This is a genomic window from Streptomyces sp. NPDC057939, assembly GCF_042887545.1.
Lineage (GTDB): Bacteria > Actinomycetota > Actinomycetes > Streptomycetales > Streptomycetaceae > Streptomyces.
On record NZ_JBHVPG010000044.1, the window covers coordinates 15,666 to 32,806 of the forward strand.

The window sequence follows — 17,141 nt, forward strand, 5'->3', positions numbered from 1 at the left end:
CCGGTGCCGCAACGCACCCGGTGTGCTTTATGTACCTTTTAGCGTGTCGGGGGGAAGTCGCCTTCGGCGGCTGGATAGTTTGCGCTGACCTCGACACACCGACAAGTGGGCAGGGCAGCGTATGGCCGTCGATCCGTTGATCGAGCTGCGGGACGTCAACAAGCACTACGGGACGTTGCACGTCCTCCAGGACATCAACCTCACCGTCGGCCGCGGGGAGGTGGTGGTGATCATCGGCCCTTCCGGCTCCGGGAAATCCACCCTCTGCCGGACGATCAACCGGCTGGAGACCATCGAGTCGGGCACGATCACCCTCGACGGCCGGCCGCTCCCCGCCGAGGGCAAGGACCTCGCCGGGCTGCGGGCCGAGGTCGGCATGGTCTTCCAGTCGTTCAACCTCTTCGCGCACAAGACCGTCCTGGCCAACGTCTCGCTCGCGCAGATCAAGGTCAGGAAGCGCAAGAAGGACGAGGCGGACAAGCGCTCCCGGGAGCTGCTGGACCGGGTGGGCCTCGCCGACCAGGCGGACAAGTACCCCGCCCAGCTCTCCGGAGGCCAGCAGCAGCGCGTGGCCATCGCCCGCGCCCTGGCCATGAGCCCGAAGGCGCTGCTCTTCGACGAGCCCACCTCGGCGCTCGACCCGGAAATGATCAACGAGGTGCTGGAGGTCATGCAGCAGCTCGCCTCCGAGGGCATGACGATGGTCGTCGTCACCCACGAGATGGGCTTCGCCCGCTCCGCGGCCAACCGGGTCGTCTTCATGGCCGACGGAAGGATCGTCGAGGACCGCACCCCGGAGGACTTCTTCACCGCCCCCGAGAGCGAGCGGGCCCGGGACTTCCTCTCCAAGATCCTCAAGCACTGAGGGGCTCCCGATGAAACACACCCGCGCACTGGGCGCCCTCCTCCTCGTCCTGCTCCTCGCCGTGGCCGGCTGCGGCAAACCCGGCAGCCCCTCCGTCAAGGGACCACAGCCCGAGGACCTCCCCGTCTACAAGGTCGCCACCGACTTCCGGCTGCCGCAGTCACCGACCTGGGAGAGGGCCAGGAAACGCGGCCACCTGGTGGTCGGCGTCAAGGAGGACCAGCCGTACATGGGGGAGAAGGATCCCGCGAGCGGCCGGTACTCCGGCTTCGACGTCGAGATCGCCAAGATGATGTCGGCGGCCCTCGGCTTCGATCCCAAGACGATCGAGTACAAGACCATCGCCTCGGCCAACCGCGAGACCGCCCTGCAGAACGGCCAGATCGACTACTACGTCGGCACCTACACGATCACCGACAACCGCAAGAAGCAGGTCGGCTTCGCCGGGCCCTACTTCATGGCCGGCCAGTCCCTCCTGGTCCGCAAGGACGAGGAGGACATCAAGGGCCCCGACGACCTCGCCGGCAAGAAGGTCTGCTCGGCCGCCGGATCCACCCCCTACCAGCGGCTCCAGAAGGAGTACCCGAAGGCCGTCCTCGTCGCCTACGACACCTACTCCGTCTGCGTGGACAACCTGCTGACCTACCAGGTCGACGCCGTCTCCACCGACGACTCCATCCTGCTGGGCTACGCGGCCAAGGTCCCCGAGGAGCTGAAGGTGGTCGGCGACCGCTTCTCCAACGAGCCCTACGGCATCGGCGTACCGCGCTCGGACAACGCCCTGCGCTTCGCCCTCGACGACGCGCTGGCGGAGAACGAGAAGAACGGCAACTGGCAGAAGGCCTACGAGGCCACTCTCGGCCTGTCCGGCGAGCCGGCCCCGACACCGCCCGCCATCGACCGCTACCCGGCGGGCTGAGGGGAGAGCGCACCACCATGGACGTACTCACCGACAATTTCGCCCTCTACGGGAAGGGCTTCCTGGGCACCGTGGAGCTGACGGTCTACGCCAGCCTCCTCGCCCTGGTACTGGGCTTCCTGATGGCCTCCTTCCGGGTCGCGCCCGTCGGATCCTTCCGCGTCTTCGGCACGGTCTGGGTGACCGTGCTGCGCAACACCCCCCTCACCCTGCTCTTCTTCGCCGTGCTGCTGGGCCTGCCCCGCTTCGGGATCGTCCTGCCCTTCCAGCTCTTCGCCGTCCTCGCCCTCGGCTGCTACACCTCCGCCTTCATCTGCGAGGTGCTGCGCTCGGGCATCAACACGGTGCCCAAGGGGCAGGGCGAGGCGGCCCGCAGCCTGGGCATGTCCTTCGAGCAGAACCTGGGGTCGGTGATCCTCCCGCAGGCCTTCCGCTCCGTCATCCCGCCCGTCGGCTCCACGCTGATCGCCCTCGCCAAGAACTCGGCCATCGCCGGCGCCTTCAGCGTCAACGAACTGTTGGGCACCTACAAGACCCTCAACGAACTCGGCTACAGCATCATCTGGACCTTCGTCTGGATCGCCGTGGGATACCTGATCATCACCCTGTCCATCAGCCTGCTCTTCCACGTGCTGGAGAAGCGCTTCGGAGTCGCCCGATGACCGCGCACGGGCTGCACGGGGACCTGGGGTCCTCCGCCCTCTACGACATCCCCGGCCCGCGGGCCCGACGCCGGCACCTGTTCTACGGGATCGGCTCCACGGTGCTGATCCTCGGGCTGCTGGCCTGGATCCTCTACCTGCTGTTCGACACCGAGCAGTTCACCGCCGCCAAGTGGAGCCCCTTCACCTACGAGGGGATCCAGGAACTGCTGCTCAGGGGTCTGTGGAACACCCTCAAGGCCTTCGTCTACGCCTCGGTGCTCTCCCTCCTGCTCGGCGCGGTGCTCGCCTGCGGCCGGCTCTCGGTCCACCGGCCCGTGCGCTGGCTGGCGACGCTGTGCGTGGAGTTCTTCCGGGCCATGCCGGTGCTGGTGATGATCTTCTTCATCTTCGTGGCGCTGAAGGTCCAGCCGCTGCCCGCCCTGGTCGCCGGGCTGACCCTGTACAACGGATCGGTCCTGGCCGAGGTCTTCCGCACGGGCATCAACGCCGTGGAGAAGGGGCAGCGCGAGGCGGCGTACGCGCTCGGCATGCGCAAGACGCAGGTCATGACGTACGTGCTCGCCCCGCAGGCCGTGCGGGCGATGCTGCCGACGATCATCAGCCAGCTCGTGGTGGCCCTGAAGGACACCTCGCTGGGCTACCTGATCACCTACGAGGAGTTCCTGCACGCGGGCAAGCTGATCGCCTCCAACCTGGACTACGACCTGCCGTTCATCCCCGTGGTGATGATCATCTCGCCGATCTACATCGGCATGTGCATGTTGCTGTCCTGGTTCGCGACCTGGGTGGCCCGGCGCGAGCGGGGCAACCCCAAGACCGAGGCGGTGGCCGTCCCGGAGGCCGGTCCGGGAGGGCTGCTGCCGGGGAGGTAGCGGCGCGCGGGCGCACCCACCGCCCGGCAGCAGCCGTGGATCACTGCTCGCGCAGCGGCACGGAGACCCAACTCGGATCGGTGCGCGGCGAGGAGAAGGTCAGCTGCGCGCCGGTCGGGTTGTGTTCGATGTAGAGCGGGTCGACGGTGTCCACGACGACGGCGAGCCGGTGGCCCTCGGGTACGTCGTAGGCGGTGGAGAAGAGCTCCAGGTCCACCCCGAAGGCCTGTCCGGGGGTCTTGCCGTGGAAGGTGTACGGGGCGTTGGTCACGAGCTTGCCGAGGCCGAGCGGGCCGACGTCGTAGAGGTGGGCGACGAACGTGCCGTCGCCCTTGGTGGGCGTCACGGTGGTGTGCAGCCGGACGGTGCCGCGGACGCGGCGCTCCTCGTCGTAGCGCGGCGACTGCCAGACGGCGGCGAAGGAGCGGGGCAGGAGGGGGATCGAGGCGATCGGGGGCGTCTTCAGGAACTGGTCGAGCAGGTTGGAGAGCATGACGATGCCGCCGTTGGCGCCGGAGTCCACGTTGGCGAAGACGTGCTCGCTGTCGGCGAGGGCGATCCGCTCGGTGCCGCCGGAGCCGACCGACTTCCAGTCGGTGTAGCCCTCGTAGCCGCCGGTGCTGCGGGACTTGATCTGGACGGGGGCCTCGGTGTCCACCCCGTTGCGTTCGCCCTTGAGGTAGCGGTCGAACCAGCGGTGGGCGTTGGTCCAGGTGTCGTTGGGCAGCCCGAGCAGGCCGGTGGCCTCGGCGGTGGCGTGGTCCCCGGGGCGGAACTCCAGGCGCTTGGGGCCGGTCAGCTTCTCGTAGAAGGCGGCGTACTGGTTGGGCGGGAAGATGGTGTCGCCCCAGGCGTTGCCGAGCATGATGGCGGCGCCGTTGGCGTTGATCCGGTCGACCTTCTCGGCGGGGGACCGCTTGCGGCCCCAGTCGATCATCGCCTGTTCCTTGTCCAGCTTGGAGCCGAGGAAGTCGCCGAGGATCTGGCGCAGTTCCGGGCCGGGGCGGCCGGTGATGGCGCCGGCGGCGCCGAGCAGGCCGGCGGCCTGGAGGTGCTGGGTGCGTCCCGAGTAGATGGACTCGATGAGATCGGCCCAGCCGCTGAGCGCGACCACGGCCTTGATCCGCGGATCGTGAGCCGAGGCCAGCAGGCTGATCCCGGCGCCGTACGAGACCCCGCCCAGGCCGATGCGGGCGGGATCGGCGGGAGTGGTGGCGAGGGCCCAGTCGATGACGGCGGAGACGTCGGCGACGTCCGCGGGGCCGGCCGTCTCGATCTCGCCGCCGGAGAGCCAGAAGCCGCGCGAGGTGTAACCGACCACGACGTAGCCGGAGTCGGCGAGCTTGCGCGCCTGGGCGATGTATTCGATCTGCGGCATGCCCCAGCTGGTGGGGAGCACGATCAGCGGGTACGTCCGGCCGGGAACGGCACCCGCGGGGGTGAAGACGTTGCCCTTGAGGGTGATGCCGCCGGAGCCGGGGATGTCGTGGAAGCGCAGCTCCGGCTGAGCGGCGGCGGCAGCGGTGGGCACGGTCGCCGACGCCGCCTGGGCCTGGTGGGGGGCCAGGCCCAGGGCGGCGGCGGCGAGCATGCCCGCCACGGCTGCTGCGGTGGTGGTGCGGACTGGCATCGGTCGCTCCTCACGTGCGCCGGTGTCAAAGTGACCCGACGGTAACGGGAGGGGCTTACTCGGGGTAACCCGTGAGTAAGTTACGTGGTGGTAACAATTGACCAATAGTCAACACGGTGGAGGGGGAGCGGAGGCCCCCGCCGGGGTCAGCCGTTCTGCGCGCCGGCGCCCAGCGCGCTCTTGGCCCTCCACTCGTCCCAGGACAGGTTCCACTCGCCGTAGCCGTTGCCGAGCTCGGCGTTACCCTTCGAGCCCTTGCCGACGACCTCGAAGGGGTCGCCGACCTGCACCTGCCCGTAGAACGACTTCGCGTTGGCGTCGCTCATGCCCACGCAGCCGGAACTGGTGTTGGCGTTGCCGAAGTTGGCGGAGTTCCACGGGGCCGCGTGCGCGTACATGCCCGACCGGGTCAGCCGCATCGAGTAGTCGACCATCTTGTCGTAGGAGTCGCCCAGGCCCACCGTCTGGGAGTCCATCCGGATGGTGCCCTCCTTCGCCATCAGCACCATCTTCCCGGACCACGAGGCCTTCTGGCCGCCGGGAGTGCCCGCCGAGACGGGGATCGTGCTGACCACCTGACCGCCCTCGGTCACCGACAGCTTCTTCGTGTCGAGACTGACCTCGATCCGCCGGTCCTTGCCGATCTTGAACTCGGTGTTGTAGTCACGGGCGAACAGCCCGCCGCCCTGGCCGGAGTCCACACCGTTCAGGTTCATCTCGACCTTCACGTCCGTGCCGGACTTCCAGTACTCCTTGGGCCGCCAGTCCACCCGGTCCTTGCCGGAGTAGTCCTTGAACCAGCCCCACGATCCCTCGGTGTTGTCCGAGGCCGTCACCTTCAGCTGCTTCTCCACCTCGGCCTTGTTCTTCACCGGGTTGTCGAAGACGAGCGAGACGGGCATCGCGACACCCACCGTGCTGCCCTTGGGGATGTTGATCGAGACCTTGTTCACCTTGTCCGCCGCCGAGGTCTTGAACTGGGTGTTCGCGCTCCGGCTGTCGGTGTTCTGCGCCTCCACCTTGTACTCGGTGCCCGGCGAGGCGTTGCGCTCGGAGGTCCAGCTCTTCCCGTCGGCGGATATCCGCCCGGGCAGTTCGCCGCCCTTACCGTCCGTCACCTTCACCTGCGCGAGCTTGCCCTCGGCCACCGTCACCGTGACGGGCTCGCCCGCCTTGACCTGGTCGCCCGTCAGGTTCACCGACACCGCCATGGCCGGCTTCTGCTTCATCTCGGCCTTGCCGTCCCCACCGGCGTCCGAACCGCCCCCGCAGGCGGTCAGCGCGGCGGCCAGGAGTGCGGTGCCCGCCAGCGTGGCGTGACGGCCCCGACGACGCGGCAGTGCGGTACGGCGTGTGCGGCTCAACGAAAACCCCTCCGAAAGTATCGATCGTCCGTAAGCAAGGAGCGCACGGGACGCCTTCGGGTTGCGCGTTTTGCGGAAAATATCCGGACGATCTTTCCCGGACGTCCACGGGGCCCCTCAAGGCCCCCCTCCCGCTCCCCGTCCGGGACCTTCGCCGTGGAAGCAGGGTCGAAAGGCCCTACCCGGACGGGGATCCGCCCGCGAAAGACCCCCCTCCGGGACGTGCCGGACGGACGGATACGCTCCAACTTCCGCCCGCCCGACGACGCCCCGTCGAGGCGTCACCGACCTGGAGGCCCCGATGACCGCCACCGGAGCGAGTCCGGCCGCGGCACCCGCCGGGCCCACCGTCACCGAGGACCCCGTCAGGGGCGGCGGCTCGCTGATGCGCAGCGGCGCCCTCATGGCCGCCGGTTCGATCGTCTCCCGCGCCACCGGCTTCGTCCGCTCCGCGGTCGTCGTCGCGGCCCTCGGCGTCCTGTGGCTCGGCGACTCCTACGCCGTCGCCAACACCGTGCCCAACATCCTGTACATGCTGCTCGTCGGCGGAGCCCTCAACGCCGTCTTCGTCCCCGAGCTGGTGCGCGCGGCCAGGGAACACGCGGACGGCGGCGCCGCCTACACCGACCGGCTGCTCACCGCCTGCACCGTCGCCCTCGTCACGCTCACCGCCGTCGCCGTGTTCGCCGCCCCGGCCATCGTCGGCGCGTACACCCCCTACGACGGCGACCGGCTGGACACCACCGTCGCCCTGGCCCGGTTCTGCCTCCCGCAGATCCTCTTCTACGGCCTGTTCACCCTGCTCGGTCAAGTGCTCAACGCCCGCGGTCGCTTCGGCGCCATGATGTGGACCCCGGTCCTCAACAACCTCGTCGTCATCGCCGTCTTCGGCCTCTTCCTCGCCCTCTCGCACGACGCCCCCGACGGCCTCACCGCCGCCGAGACCCGCCTCCTGGGCATCGGCACCACCGCCGGCATCGTCATCCAGGCCCTGGCGCTGCTCCCGTCGCTGCGCGCCGCCCGTTTCCGCTGGCGCCCCCGCTTCGACTGGCGGGGCAGCGGCCTCGCCCGCCCACTGCGCAACGCCGGCTGGCTCGTCCTGCTGGTCCTCACCAACCAGATCGCCTACTGGGTCATCACCCGCCTCTCCACCACCGCCGGGGACGTCGCCGACCGGGCGGGCCTCGCGGCCGGAGTCGGCTACACCGCCTACAGCAACGCCTACCAACTGTGGGTCGTCCCGCAGGGCATCATCACGGTCTCCCTCGTCACCGCCCTCACCCCCCGCATGGCGGCCGCCGCCGGCGACGGCGACCTCACGGCCGTGCGCCGGGACGTCTCCTACGCGCTGCGCTCCAGCGCCGCGCTCGTGGTGCCCGCGGCCACGGTCTTCGCCGTCCTCGCCCCCTGGGTGATCGGCGGCGTCTTCGGCCACGGAGCCACCACCGCCGCCGACGTCGAGGTCATGGCCGGCATCCTCGTCGCCTTCGCACCCGGCCTGATCGCCTTCTCCGGCCAGTACGTCCTCTCCCGCGCCTTCTACGCCCTCTCCGACACCCGGACCCCCTTCTTCCTCAACCTGGTCATCGCCGGGCTGAACGCCGCCCTGTCGGCCGCCGCGTACTTCCTGCTCCCCACCCGCTGGGCGGTCACCGGCATGGCCGCCGCCACCACCGTCGCCTTCACGGCGGGCGCCGCCGTCACCGCGTACGCCCTCGCCCGACGGCTCGGCCCGCGCCCCGCGCCCGCGACCGCGGCCGGTACCGTGCGGGCCGCCGACACCGCCGTACGGACCCACCTGCGGCTGCTCGCCGCCTGCCTGCCGGCGGGCGCCGTCGGGTACGCCGCCGCGCGCGGCGCCGACCGGTTCGGCGACATCGCCGCCGCCTGCGCGGGAACCGCGACGATCGTGCTCGTCGTCGTTGTCCTCGCCGGGCCGCTGCGCCTGACGGAGATCACCGACCTGCTGAACTCCCTGCGGCGCCGGATCGGCCGTTAGCGGGAGGAAAGCCACCGACCTTCTGGGGATACTGACCGGATGCCACGCGTACTGCTGATCGAGGACGACCCTTCCATCCGGGAAGGCGTCGGACTCGGGCTGCGCCGCCGCGGCCACGAGGTGCGGGCCGCGGAGACCGGCGAGGAGGGCCTCGCCCTCATGGTGGGCTTCCACCCCGAACTCGTCCTGCTCGACCTCATGCTGCCCGGCATCAACGGCGTCCAGGTCTGCCGCCGGATCCGCGAGACCAGCGAGGTCCCGATCATCATGCTCACCGCGCGCGGCGACGACTTCGACATAGTCGTCGGCCTCGAAGCCGGCGCCGACGACTACGTCGTCAAACCGGTCCGCACCGAAATCATCGACGCCCGCATCAAGGCGGTCCTGCGCCGGCTCGGCGACACCACCGTCCGCCAGGGCATCGAGCACCACGCCGAGCTCGCCGTGGACCGCGCCGGACTGACCGTCGCGAAGAACGGCGAGCGCGTCGCCCTCGCCCCCAGCGAGATCAAACTGCTGCTGCACCTCAGCGCCTCGCCCGAGCAGGTCTTCTCCCGGCAACAACTGCTGGAGTACGTGTGGGAGCACAGCTACCACGCCGACGCCCGGCTCGTGGACGCCTGCGTGCGCCGACTCCGCAACAAGATCGAGGACCCGGACGGCAGCCCCCGCTACATACAGACCGTGCGGGGCTTCGGCTACCGCTTCGGCCCGCTGTAGCCGACCGTGCGCAACCTCGCCCCCCTCGGCCTGCGCACCCGCCTCATCGCCGCGTTCCTCCTCGTCGCCGCGATCAGCGCGGTGAGCACCGCCGCACTCACCTACCAGAGGGCCCGCACGGCGATCCTCACCCAGAGCCAGGACACCGCCGTCAGCACCCTGCGGGACCAGCTGGAGGGCCAGACCCTCGCGCTGCCGATGGAACAGCACCAGCTGCAACGCCTCGTCACCGACATCGGCAAACGCGGCAAACCCCACCCCTGGGTGGTCTTCGGCGAGTACGGCACCCTGCGCGCCTCCTCCAACATCACCCCCGCGACCTCCGCCGTACTCACCGACCGGCTCCGCCGCCAGGTCGCCGCCAACCCGCACGGCGCCTTCCAGCGCGTCGAGGACGGCCGCGGCGAGTCCTACCTCACCATCGGCATGCCCGCCGTCATGGACTCGGGCGACGGCCCCGCCCGACCCACCGGCGTCGTCCTCTACGCCGTCATGCCGCTCGGCGCCGAGGAACAGACCGTCGACGCCATGGTCGAAGCCGCCCGCCAGGGCGCCATCCCCGGCCTCGCCATCGCCGTCATCCCCGCCCTGCTCGCCGCCCGCAGCGTCCTGCGACCCGTGCGGGACATGCGGCGCGCCGCCACCCACCTGGGGCGCGGCCGACTGGACACCCGCATCGAGGTCCGGGGCTCCGACGAACTCGCCGGCCTCGCCCGCACCTTCAACGAGACCGCCCGCGCCCTGGAGGAGTCCGTCACCGAACTCCGCGAGGCCGAGGTCCGGGCCCGCCGCTTCGCCTCCGACGTCTCCCACGAACTGCGCACCCCCCTCGCGGGAATGCTCGCCGTCACCGAAGTACTCGACGAGGACGCCGACGCCGAACAGCTCGACCCCGACACCGCCAAGGCCCTGCGCCTGATCAGCTCCGAAACCGGGAAGCTCGCCGTGCTCGTGGAGGACCTGATGGAGATCTCCCGCTTCGACGCCCGCGCCGCCGAACTCAACCTCGACGACGTGGACATCGCCGAAGCCGTCCGCAAGACCCTCGAACTGCGCCACTGGGACGACGACCGGGTGACCGCCGACCTTCCCCGGGACATCCGGGCCCGCCTCGACCCCCGCCGCTTCGACGTCATCCTCGCCAACCTCGTCGGCAACGCCCTGCGACACGGCTCCGCACCCGTACGGATCCGCGTCCGCACCGAACCCCACCCCGACGGGGAACGCCTGCTGATCGAGGTCACCGACAGCGGACCCGGCATCGCCCCCGACGTGCTCCCGCACATCTTCGACCGGTTCTTCAAGGCCGACGTCGCCCGCACCCGCTCCGCCGGCAGCGGCCTCGGCCTCGCCATCACCCTGGAGAACGTCCGCCTCCACGGCGGCACCCTGCGCGCCGCCAACGCCCCCACCGCCGGCGCCGTGTTCACCGTCGACATGCCGCTGGAGGCCGTCGCGTGACCCGCACGCCCGCCCCCGGCCGCCGCACCACCGCCCTCGCCGGCATGGCCCTCACCGGCCCCCTGCTCCTCACCGCCTGCGGGATAGCCCCCACCGGCGTCGTCGAGAGCGGCGCGCCCGCACGGGTCGCCGTCGCCTCGCCCGCCCGCGGCCCGCTCGCCTTCTTCGTCGGCCCCGACGGTCGGCTGGTTCCTTCACCGCAGCCCCGGAGCGCGACGAGCGGCCCGCTGAGCGCCGTCCTCGGGCTGCTGCGCGGCCCGGGCCGCGCCGAACTGCGGGCCGGCCTCGGCACCCGACTGCCCGCCGTCGAGGGCCCCGACGTCGCCGCCGTGTCCGTCGTGCCCGTCGCCGACGACGGCCTGGACGTCCGCCTGCCCTTCCCGGTCGCCGGCCTGGACGCCGTCGCCCGCGGCCAGCTCGTGTGCAGCGCCACCTCCACCCTCGGCACCGACCACGAGGTCTTCCTGCACGGCACCGACACCGCCCTGGATCCCGAACGCTGCCACCCGGAGCACTGACCCGCCGCCGCGACCTCCCGCCCGGCCCCCTTGCGGACGTCCCGCCCGCCCGCCACCGTGTGGACCATGCAACGCGCCGCCGACGTCCCCGACGTCTTCGACCCCCGCGTCTACGCCGAAGGCGTCCCGCACGAGCGCTACCGGACCCTGCGCGACCGGCACCCCGTCTCCTGGCAGGCCGAGCCCGAGATCCAGGGCTGGCCCGCCGGCCCCGGATTCTGGGCCGTCACCCGGCACGCCGACGTCGTACGCGTGCTGCGCGACCACGCCACGTACTCCTCCTGGGCGGGCGCCACCCAGATCCGCGACCCCGACCCGGCCGACCTGCCGTTCCTGCGGAGCACCATGCTCAACCAGGATCCGCCCGGACACGGCCGGCTCCGCCGCCTCGTCGCCCGCGCCTTCACCCCCGCCCGCGTCGACGCCTTCGCAGCCCGGGCCCGCGACCGCGCCCGTACGCTCCTCGCCGCCGCCCGGGACCACGCCGAGGACGGCAGCACCGACGTGGTGGCCGCCGTCACCGACGAGTACGCCCTGCTGAACCTCACCGACCTGCTGGGCGTCCCGCCCGCCGACCGGGCCCTGCTGCTGGAGTGGACCGTACGGATCATCGGCTACCAGGACCCCGAGGACGCGCCCGAGCCCGTCACCGGCCCGGACGGAACACCGCTGAACCCCCGCTCCCCGGCCCTGCTCGGCGAGATGTTCGCGTACGCCGGGGAGCTGGCGGCGTACAAACGCGCCCACCCCGGCGAGGACGTGATGACCTCCCTCGCGCAGGCCGGTCTGGAACCCGCCGAACTGGAGATGTTCTTCTTCCTGCTGACCGTCGCGGGCAACGACACCGTGCGCAGCGCGGCCCCCGGCGGTCTCCTCGCCCTGGCCCACCACCCCGACGCATACCGCCGCCTCGCCGACGGCAGCGCGCCCGTGGACCGGGCCGTCGACGAACTCCTGCGCGTCCACCCGCCCGTGCTCAGCTTCCGCCGCACCGCCAGTCGCGACACCGTCCTCGCCGGCGCCCGGATCCGGGCGGGGGACAAGGTGGTGGTGTTCCACGCCTCCGCCAACCACGACGAACGCGTCTTCACCGACCCGCACCGCCTCGACCCGGCCCGCTCGCCCAACCCGCACGTCTCCTTCGGGGACGGCCCGCACGTCTGCCTCGGGGCCCACTTCGCCCGCCTCCAGCTCCGCGTCCTCCACGAGGAATGGCGCACGTCGCTACCCGCACCCGAACTGGCGGGACCGCCACGCCGGTTGGTGTCGAACTTCATCAACGGGATCACCCGGCTCCCGCTGCGGGTGTCCGGGCCGCCCGCGTGAGGTAGCCGCCGGCCGAACCCCGCCGAGGGCGCCGGCCGGCGTTCCGGGGACAATGTTGCGCACGTCGTCGTTCACGCGGCCGGAGACGGACATCCACCCGGGGCGGGGACCGCACGGGGACGGGTCCGCCCCGCCACGGCGCAGCGACGCCGACGTACCGACCCGTGGAGAAAGCCGTGAACATGCCTGACGCACCGACCGGGGACCGGCCGGACTGGGGAACCGCCTTCCGTTCCATCGCCGACGACTGGCTCTTCGCCGACGTCGACGGCCCGCTGCCGGCCGAGGCGGTCCTGCCCCTGGAGAACCCCGACCTCTACGACTCCGGTGTCTGGGACAAGCACCTGAAGATCGAGGAGCGCTACCGCACGGTCTCCATCGGCGTGTACGCGGGCCGGCGCATCGCCGTCCTCAACGCCAAGCTCGGCGCTCCCGCCGCGGCGATGGCCATCCAGGCGGCGGCCGGCCGCGGCGTGCGCAGCCTGGTCGGAGTCGGCTACTGCGGAGCCGTCGCCGACGACCTGCGCTGCGGCGACCTGCTCGTCCCGACCGGCGCTGTCTCCGCCGACGGGACCAGCGCCGCCCTGTGCCCCGGCCGCTACCCGGCCGTCGCCGACCACCAGCTCGTACGAGCCCTGCACGACACCGCCCCGGGCACCCTGCGCGACGGCCTGGTGCACACCCTCGACGCCGTCTACACGCAGGACTCGGCGCTCGTCGAGGAATGCCGGCGCACCGGCGTGTCCGGCATCGACATGGAGACCGCGGCGGTCCTCACCGCGGCCCGCCTCTCCGGGATGCGCGCCGCCACCCTCCTCGTCGCCAGCGACCACCCCGGCCTCGGCCTGCCCACCGACGGCGCCCTCATCGGCGCCGGCTTCGACCGGGCGATGGGGCTGGCCCTGGAGGCACTGACCGCCGGGAACGTCCGCCAGGACCTGTCGTCGAACTCCCGTCCGCCTCGCGGCGTCCGGGCGACGACGGGATCCTGACGACAGGCCCTGGGGCCCGGCCGTCCGCCCGCGTCGGGGTCGGTGCCGGGCCGTCGGGTTCGGGACCGGGCCCGGGCGGCGGGCCGGTCCCCTGACGCGGCGGCGGGGCGACCGCTAGGCTCTGCGGACGTTGTCGACCGGAGGTCCGCCATGCACCGTCCTGCCGCACGTTCGTTACCACTGCTCGCCCTGGTCGGAGCGCTCGTCTCCACCGGCGCGGCCGCTCCGCCGTCGTCCCCCGGAGCCCCGCCGAAGGTGCCCGTCGCCGCCGGGTACGGCGGGGCCGTCGCCAGCGTCGACCCGGACGCCTCCGCCGCCGGGATCGCCGTACTGCGCGCCGGCGGCAACGCCGTGGACGCTGCCGTCGCCACCGCTGCGGCGCTCGGCGTCACCGAGCCCTACTCGGCGGGAATCGGCGGAGGCGGCTACTTCGTGTACTACGACGCCCGCACCCGCCGCGTGCACACCATCGACGGCCGCGAGACCGCCCCCGCCACGGCCACCGACACCCTCTTCCAGGAGAACGGCGTCCCCATCCCCTTCGCCGAGGGCCAGACCAGCGGGCGCGGTGTCGGGGTGCCCGGCACCCCCGCCACCTGGAAGAGCGCCCTGGACTCCTGGGGCACCCGGCCGCTGCGCCAACTCATGAAGCCCGCCGAGAAACTGGCCCGCGACGGGTTCACCGTCGACGCCACCTTCCGGGCCCAGACGGCCGCGAACGAGGAGCGGTTCAGGGACTTCCCGGACACCCGCGCACTGTTCCTCCCGGGCGGGGCGCTGCCCGTCGTCGGCTCCACCTTCAAGAACCCCGACCTGGCCGACACGTACGCCGAACTCGGACGCAAGGGCACCGGCGCCCTCTACCGGGGCCCGATCGCGGACGACATCGTCCGGACCGTCCGCAAGCCCCCGGTCGACCCGGCGGCCGTCCGCAACGTCCGCTCCGGCGACCTGACCGCCGCCGACCTGCGCTCGTACGCGACGAAGCGGCAGGAACCCACCCGGGTGGGCTACCGCGGCCTGGACGTGTACGGCATGGCGCCCTCCTCCTCCGGCGGCACCACCGTCGGCGAGGCCCTGAACATCCTGGAGCGCTCCGACGTCCGCAAGCTCTCCGAGAGCCAGTACCTGCACCGCTTCATCGAGGCCTCACGGATCTCCTTCGCCGACCGGGGCCGCTGGGTGGGCGACCCGGCCTCCGTGGACGTCCCCACCCGTGACCTGCTCTCGCAGCGCTTCGCAGACTCCCGCGCCTGCCTGATCCGGCCCGACCGGGCGCTGACCAGCCCGCTGGCCCCCGGCGACCCGCGCCGGCCCGTGCCCTGCGCCACCACCGGGCAGGCGGCGCCGACCACGTACGAGGGGGAGAACACCACGCACCTGACGGTCGCCGACCGCTGGGGCAACGTCGTGTCGTACACCCTGACCATCGAGTCCACCGGCGGCAGCGGGATCACCGTTCCGGGGCGGGGCTTCCTGCTGAACAACGAGCTGACCGACTTCTCCTTCGCGCCGGCCGCCCCGGGCGTCCCGGACCCGAACCTGCCCGGCCCCGGCAAGCGCCCGCGCTCGTCGATGTCCCCGACCATCGTGCTGGACGACGGGCGCCCGGTGCTGGCGGTCGGCTCCCCGGGCGGCGCGACGATCATCACCACCGTCCTGCAGACCCTGCTCGGCCACCTGGACCGGGGGCTGCCGCTGGTCGACGCCATCGCGGCGCCGCGCGCCAGCCAGCGCAATCAGACCACCACGGAACTGGAACCGGGCCTGTGGAACAGCCCGTTGAGGGCCGAACTGGAGGCCCTCGGCCAGGGCTTCCGGCAGAATCCCGAGATCGGCGCCGCCACCGGGGTCCAACGCCTCCCGGACGGCCGCTGGCTCGCGGCGGCCGAGACCTCCCGCCGCGGCGGCGGGTCGGCGATGGTCGTCCACCCGCACGGCAAGCCGTAGCACCGCGGGGTCGACGGCCCCGGGACCTACGGAGCGGTGAGGATCCTGGGGCCGTCGGCGGTGATCGCGACCGTGTGCTCCGCGTGCGCGGCGCGGCTGCCGTCGACGGTGCGCAGGGTCCAGCCGTCGGGGTCGCAGGTGTAGTCGTCGGTGCCGCCGGCGGTCAGCATCGGCTCGATGGCGAGGACCATGCCGGCGCGCAGCTTCATCCCGCGCCCGGCCGGGCCCTCGTTGGGGACGCCCGGGTCCTCGTGCATGCTGCGGCCGATTCCGTGGCCGCCGAAGCCGTCGGGGATGCCGTAGCCGGCGGCGCGGCAGACGCTGCCGACCGCGTGCGCGATGTCGCCGATCCGGTTGCCCGGACGGGCGGCGGCGATGCCGGCGGCGAGCGCCTCCTCGGCCGTGGCGATCAGTCGCAGGTCGGCGGGGCGGGCCCGACCGACCGTGAAGCTGATCGCCGAGTCGCCCGCCCAGCCGCCGAGCTGCGCCCCGCAGTCGATGCTGACCAGGTCGCCGTCGCGCAGCCGGTAGTCGTCGGGGATGCCGTGCACGATGGCGTCGTTGACCGAGGCGCACACCACGGCGGGGAAGGGCACCGGCGCGAACTGCGGCCGGTAGCTGAGGAAGGGCGAGGTCGCGCCCGCGTCGTCCAGCACCTCGCGCGCCGTACGGTCCAGTTCCAGCAGGGACACCCCGACCGCGGCCGCGCTCCGCACGGCCGCCAGGGCGTGCGCGACCACCCGGCCGGCTTCGCGCATCTCGTCGATCTCGGGGTTCGTCTTCAGTTTCACCATGCCAATAACTATACCGGTATAACTTTACCGGGATAGTAATCGGGGTCCGGGGTATGCTGGCCCCATGGTCCGTACCCCGTTGACACCCGAAGAGCGTGAACGCGGCGAGCGTCTGGGCGCCCTGCTGCGCGAGGCCCGCGGCGCCCGCAGCATGGTCGAGGTCGCGGCGGGAGCCGGGCTCTCGGCCGAAACCCTCCGCAAGATCGAGACCGGCCGGGCCCCGACCCCGGCCTTCTTCACGGTGGCCGCGCTCGCGGGCGCCCTCGGACTGTCCCTGGACGACGTGATGCGGCGCTGCGCCCTCGTGCCGGCCTGAGACCGGGACGTCCGACGTCCTACGGGTGAGGCTCGGCGCGTGACGTCCTACGGGTGAGGCCCCACGTGCGACGCGGGACGTGTGCTGCCGGGCATCCGTGCCCGGCGTTCGCGTGCGGCGAGGGCCCTTCAGCCTCCGCACCCGATCGGCGGCCGACCGGGACGGTCCGTCCACTCCGTGCGGTGGCCGGGGCACGGGCACGGGCTGCCGTGCCCCGCGCAGCGGCCCGATCCGTGCTCGTCGAAGCCGTGCAGGCAGCTCTCGCACGGGGGAGGGTCGGGGCGACGGAGGACGGTGGCGACGGTGAGGCCGATCGCGAACAGGGCGAGCGGCGCCGTGGCGAAGACCGACAGGAACCAGTCGCCCCCGCTCACCGAACCCGCCGCCTCATCCGCCGCACGGCGCGAACGGCGACCGCTGCCGCTCCCACCAGGACTCGCACCGGCACGCGCCGAACGGCGACCGGCACTCCGCGCACGGCGGCTCGGCCGGCTCCGTCGCCTCCTGCCGCGCGGGCTCGGGCTCGTCCGCGCGCCGGAACAGCCGGCAGTCGCAGGGCGGGCCGCCCCCGACGCCCAGGCACCGGCCCAGCGAGGGCACGTGGACACCCCTCCCGTGCGCGCAGTCACGGCACACGTGCGCCGCCCTCCCGGCCATCGTGACTCCCTCCGGCGCAACACCGACCCCGATCGGCGGGGGGAACCGGCGCCGCGCCCGGCCACCGTACGCCGCCGGTGGGATGATCCGACA

16 protein-coding genes are annotated in these 17,141 nt (G+C 72.2%); 12 read left to right on the forward strand and 4 right to left on the reverse strand.

The window, feature by feature from the left end; translation table 11 throughout:
• Nucleotides 1-121 precede the first annotated feature (121 nt).
• From ACFVS6_RS33055 to ACFVS6_RS33070, 4 genes are read left to right on the forward strand one after another with little or no spacing between them, the layout of a single operon-like run.
• Complete coding sequence (locus ACFVS6_RS33055; protein ID WP_389709754.1) at nt 122-865, forward strand: amino acid ABC transporter ATP-binding protein; 744 nt, start codon at nt 122-124, stop codon at nt 863-865.
• A gap of 10 nt (nt 866-875) precedes the next feature.
• A complete protein-coding gene (locus ACFVS6_RS33060) occupies nt 876-1,784 on the forward strand; it encodes a glutamate ABC transporter substrate-binding protein (RefSeq protein ID WP_389709756.1) in 909 nt (302 codons plus the stop codon).
• A gap of 17 nt (nt 1,785-1,801) precedes the next feature.
• Nucleotides 1,802-2,446, forward strand: coding sequence for an amino acid ABC transporter permease (locus ACFVS6_RS33065; RefSeq protein WP_389709758.1), 645 nt, complete (start codon nt 1,802-1,804; stop codon nt 2,444-2,446).
• On the forward strand, nt 2,443-3,321 hold the full coding sequence (locus tag ACFVS6_RS33070) for an amino acid ABC transporter permease (RefSeq protein WP_389709760.1): 879 nt from the start codon (nt 2,443-2,445) through the stop codon (nt 3,319-3,321). The genes ACFVS6_RS33065 and ACFVS6_RS33070 overlap by 4 nt, the downstream gene beginning before the upstream one ends.
• A gap of 40 nt (nt 3,322-3,361) precedes the next feature.
• Here ACFVS6_RS33070 and ACFVS6_RS33075 read toward each other — a convergent pair whose 3' ends face one another.
• Both ACFVS6_RS33075 and ACFVS6_RS33080 read right to left on the reverse strand, forming a co-directional pair.
• Nucleotides 3,362-4,951, reverse strand: coding sequence for a CocE/NonD family hydrolase (locus ACFVS6_RS33075; RefSeq protein WP_389709762.1), 1,590 nt, complete (start codon nt 4,949-4,951; stop codon nt 3,362-3,364).
• 146 nt (nt 4,952-5,097) lie between these two features.
• Entirely contained in the window at nt 5,098-6,315 is a 1,218-nt protein-coding gene (locus tag ACFVS6_RS33080) for an Ig-like domain-containing protein (RefSeq protein WP_389709764.1), read from the reverse strand.
• Nucleotides 6,316-6,616: 301 nt separating this feature from the next.
• Here ACFVS6_RS33080 and murJ point away from each other — a divergent pair, with 301 nt between their 5' ends.
• From murJ to ggt, 7 genes are all read left to right on the forward strand, one after another.
• On the forward strand, nt 6,617-8,314 hold the full coding sequence (murJ, locus tag ACFVS6_RS33085; protein WP_389709766.1) for a murein biosynthesis integral membrane protein MurJ: 1,698 nt from the start codon (nt 6,617-6,619) through the stop codon (nt 8,312-8,314).
• A 39-nt stretch (nt 8,315-8,353) separates the two neighbouring features.
• On the forward strand, nt 8,354-9,034 hold the full coding sequence (locus tag ACFVS6_RS33090; protein ID WP_389709768.1) for a response regulator: 681 nt from the start codon (nt 8,354-8,356) through the stop codon (nt 9,032-9,034).
• A gap of 6 nt (nt 9,035-9,040) precedes the next feature.
• Nucleotides 9,041-10,495 (forward strand): ATP-binding protein, encoded by a 1,455-nt coding sequence (locus tag ACFVS6_RS33095; RefSeq protein WP_389709770.1) that lies wholly within the window; start codon nt 9,041-9,043, stop codon nt 10,493-10,495.
• The gene (locus ACFVS6_RS33100; protein ID WP_389709771.1) at nt 10,492-11,013 is read left to right on the forward strand and encodes a hypothetical protein; all 522 of its coding nucleotides are present in this window, start codon (nt 10,492-10,494) and stop codon (nt 11,011-11,013) included. The genes ACFVS6_RS33095 and ACFVS6_RS33100 overlap by 4 nt, the downstream gene beginning before the upstream one ends.
• A 66-nt stretch (nt 11,014-11,079) precedes the next feature.
• On the forward strand, nt 11,080-12,339 hold the full coding sequence (locus tag ACFVS6_RS33105; RefSeq protein ID WP_389709772.1) for a cytochrome P450: 1,260 nt from the start codon (nt 11,080-11,082) through the stop codon (nt 12,337-12,339).
• Nucleotides 12,340-12,521: 182 nt separating this feature from the next.
• Nucleotides 12,522-13,331 (forward strand): hypothetical protein, encoded by an 810-nt coding sequence (locus ACFVS6_RS33110; protein WP_389709816.1) that lies wholly within the window; start codon nt 12,522-12,524, stop codon nt 13,329-13,331.
• 150 nt (nt 13,332-13,481) lie between these two features.
• Nucleotides 13,482-15,281, forward strand: a complete 1,800-nt coding sequence (ggt, locus tag ACFVS6_RS33115; RefSeq protein WP_389709774.1) for a gamma-glutamyltransferase — start codon at nt 13,482-13,484, stop codon at nt 15,279-15,281.
• Between the two features lie 26 nt (nt 15,282-15,307).
• Here the strand turns inward: ggt and map are convergent, their stop codons facing one another.
• Nucleotides 15,308-16,075, reverse strand: coding sequence for a type I methionyl aminopeptidase (gene map, locus ACFVS6_RS33120; RefSeq protein WP_389709776.1), 768 nt, complete (start codon nt 16,073-16,075; stop codon nt 15,308-15,310).
• Between the two features lie 64 nt (nt 16,076-16,139).
• Between map and ACFVS6_RS33125 the strand changes: the two genes are divergently transcribed.
• Nucleotides 16,140-16,391: a helix-turn-helix transcriptional regulator gene (locus tag ACFVS6_RS33125; RefSeq protein WP_356876293.1), complete on the forward strand. Its 252-nt coding sequence runs from the start codon at nt 16,140-16,142 to the stop codon at nt 16,389-16,391.
• Between the two features lie 128 nt (nt 16,392-16,519).
• Here the strand turns inward: ACFVS6_RS33125 and ACFVS6_RS33130 are convergent, their stop codons facing one another.
• On the reverse strand, nt 16,520-16,765 hold the full coding sequence (locus ACFVS6_RS33130; protein ID WP_389709778.1) for a hypothetical protein: 246 nt from the start codon (nt 16,763-16,765) through the stop codon (nt 16,520-16,522).
• Between the last annotated feature and the right edge of the window lie 376 nt (nt 16,766-17,141).

Excerpts from the sequence above, each read along its gene's own strand:
- ACFVS6_RS33055 (WP_389709754.1), top strand. The coding sequence starts at position 122 with ATGGCCGTCGATCCGTTGATCGAGCTGCGGGACGTCAACAAGCACTAC.
- ACFVS6_RS33060 (WP_389709756.1), top strand. The coding sequence starts at position 876 with ATGAAACACACCCGCGCACTGGGCGCCCTCCTCCTCGTCCTGCTCCTC.
- ACFVS6_RS33065 (WP_389709758.1), top strand. The coding sequence starts at position 1,802 with ATGGACGTACTCACCGACAATTTCGCCCTCTACGGGAAGGGCTTCCTG.
- ACFVS6_RS33070 (WP_389709760.1), top strand. The coding sequence starts at position 2,443 with ATGACCGCGCACGGGCTGCACGGGGACCTGGGGTCCTCCGCCCTCTAC.
- ACFVS6_RS33075 (WP_389709762.1), bottom strand. The coding sequence starts at position 4,951 with ATGCCAGTCCGCACCACCACCGCAGCAGCCGTGGCGGGCATGCTCGCC.
- murJ (WP_389709766.1), top strand. The coding sequence starts at position 6,617 with ATGACCGCCACCGGAGCGAGTCCGGCCGCGGCACCCGCCGGGCCCACC.
- ACFVS6_RS33090 (WP_389709768.1), top strand. The coding sequence starts at position 8,354 with ATGCCACGCGTACTGCTGATCGAGGACGACCCTTCCATCCGGGAAGGC.
- ACFVS6_RS33105 (WP_389709772.1), top strand. The coding sequence starts at position 11,080 with ATGCAACGCGCCGCCGACGTCCCCGACGTCTTCGACCCCCGCGTCTAC.
- ACFVS6_RS33110 (WP_389709816.1), top strand. The coding sequence starts at position 12,522 with ATGCCTGACGCACCGACCGGGGACCGGCCGGACTGGGGAACCGCCTTC.
- ggt (WP_389709774.1), top strand. The coding sequence starts at position 13,482 with ATGCACCGTCCTGCCGCACGTTCGTTACCACTGCTCGCCCTGGTCGGA.
- map (WP_389709776.1), bottom strand. The coding sequence starts at position 16,075 with ATGGTGAAACTGAAGACGAACCCCGAGATCGACGAGATGCGCGAAGCC.
- ACFVS6_RS33125 (WP_356876293.1), top strand. The coding sequence starts at position 16,140 with ATGGTCCGTACCCCGTTGACACCCGAAGAGCGTGAACGCGGCGAGCGT.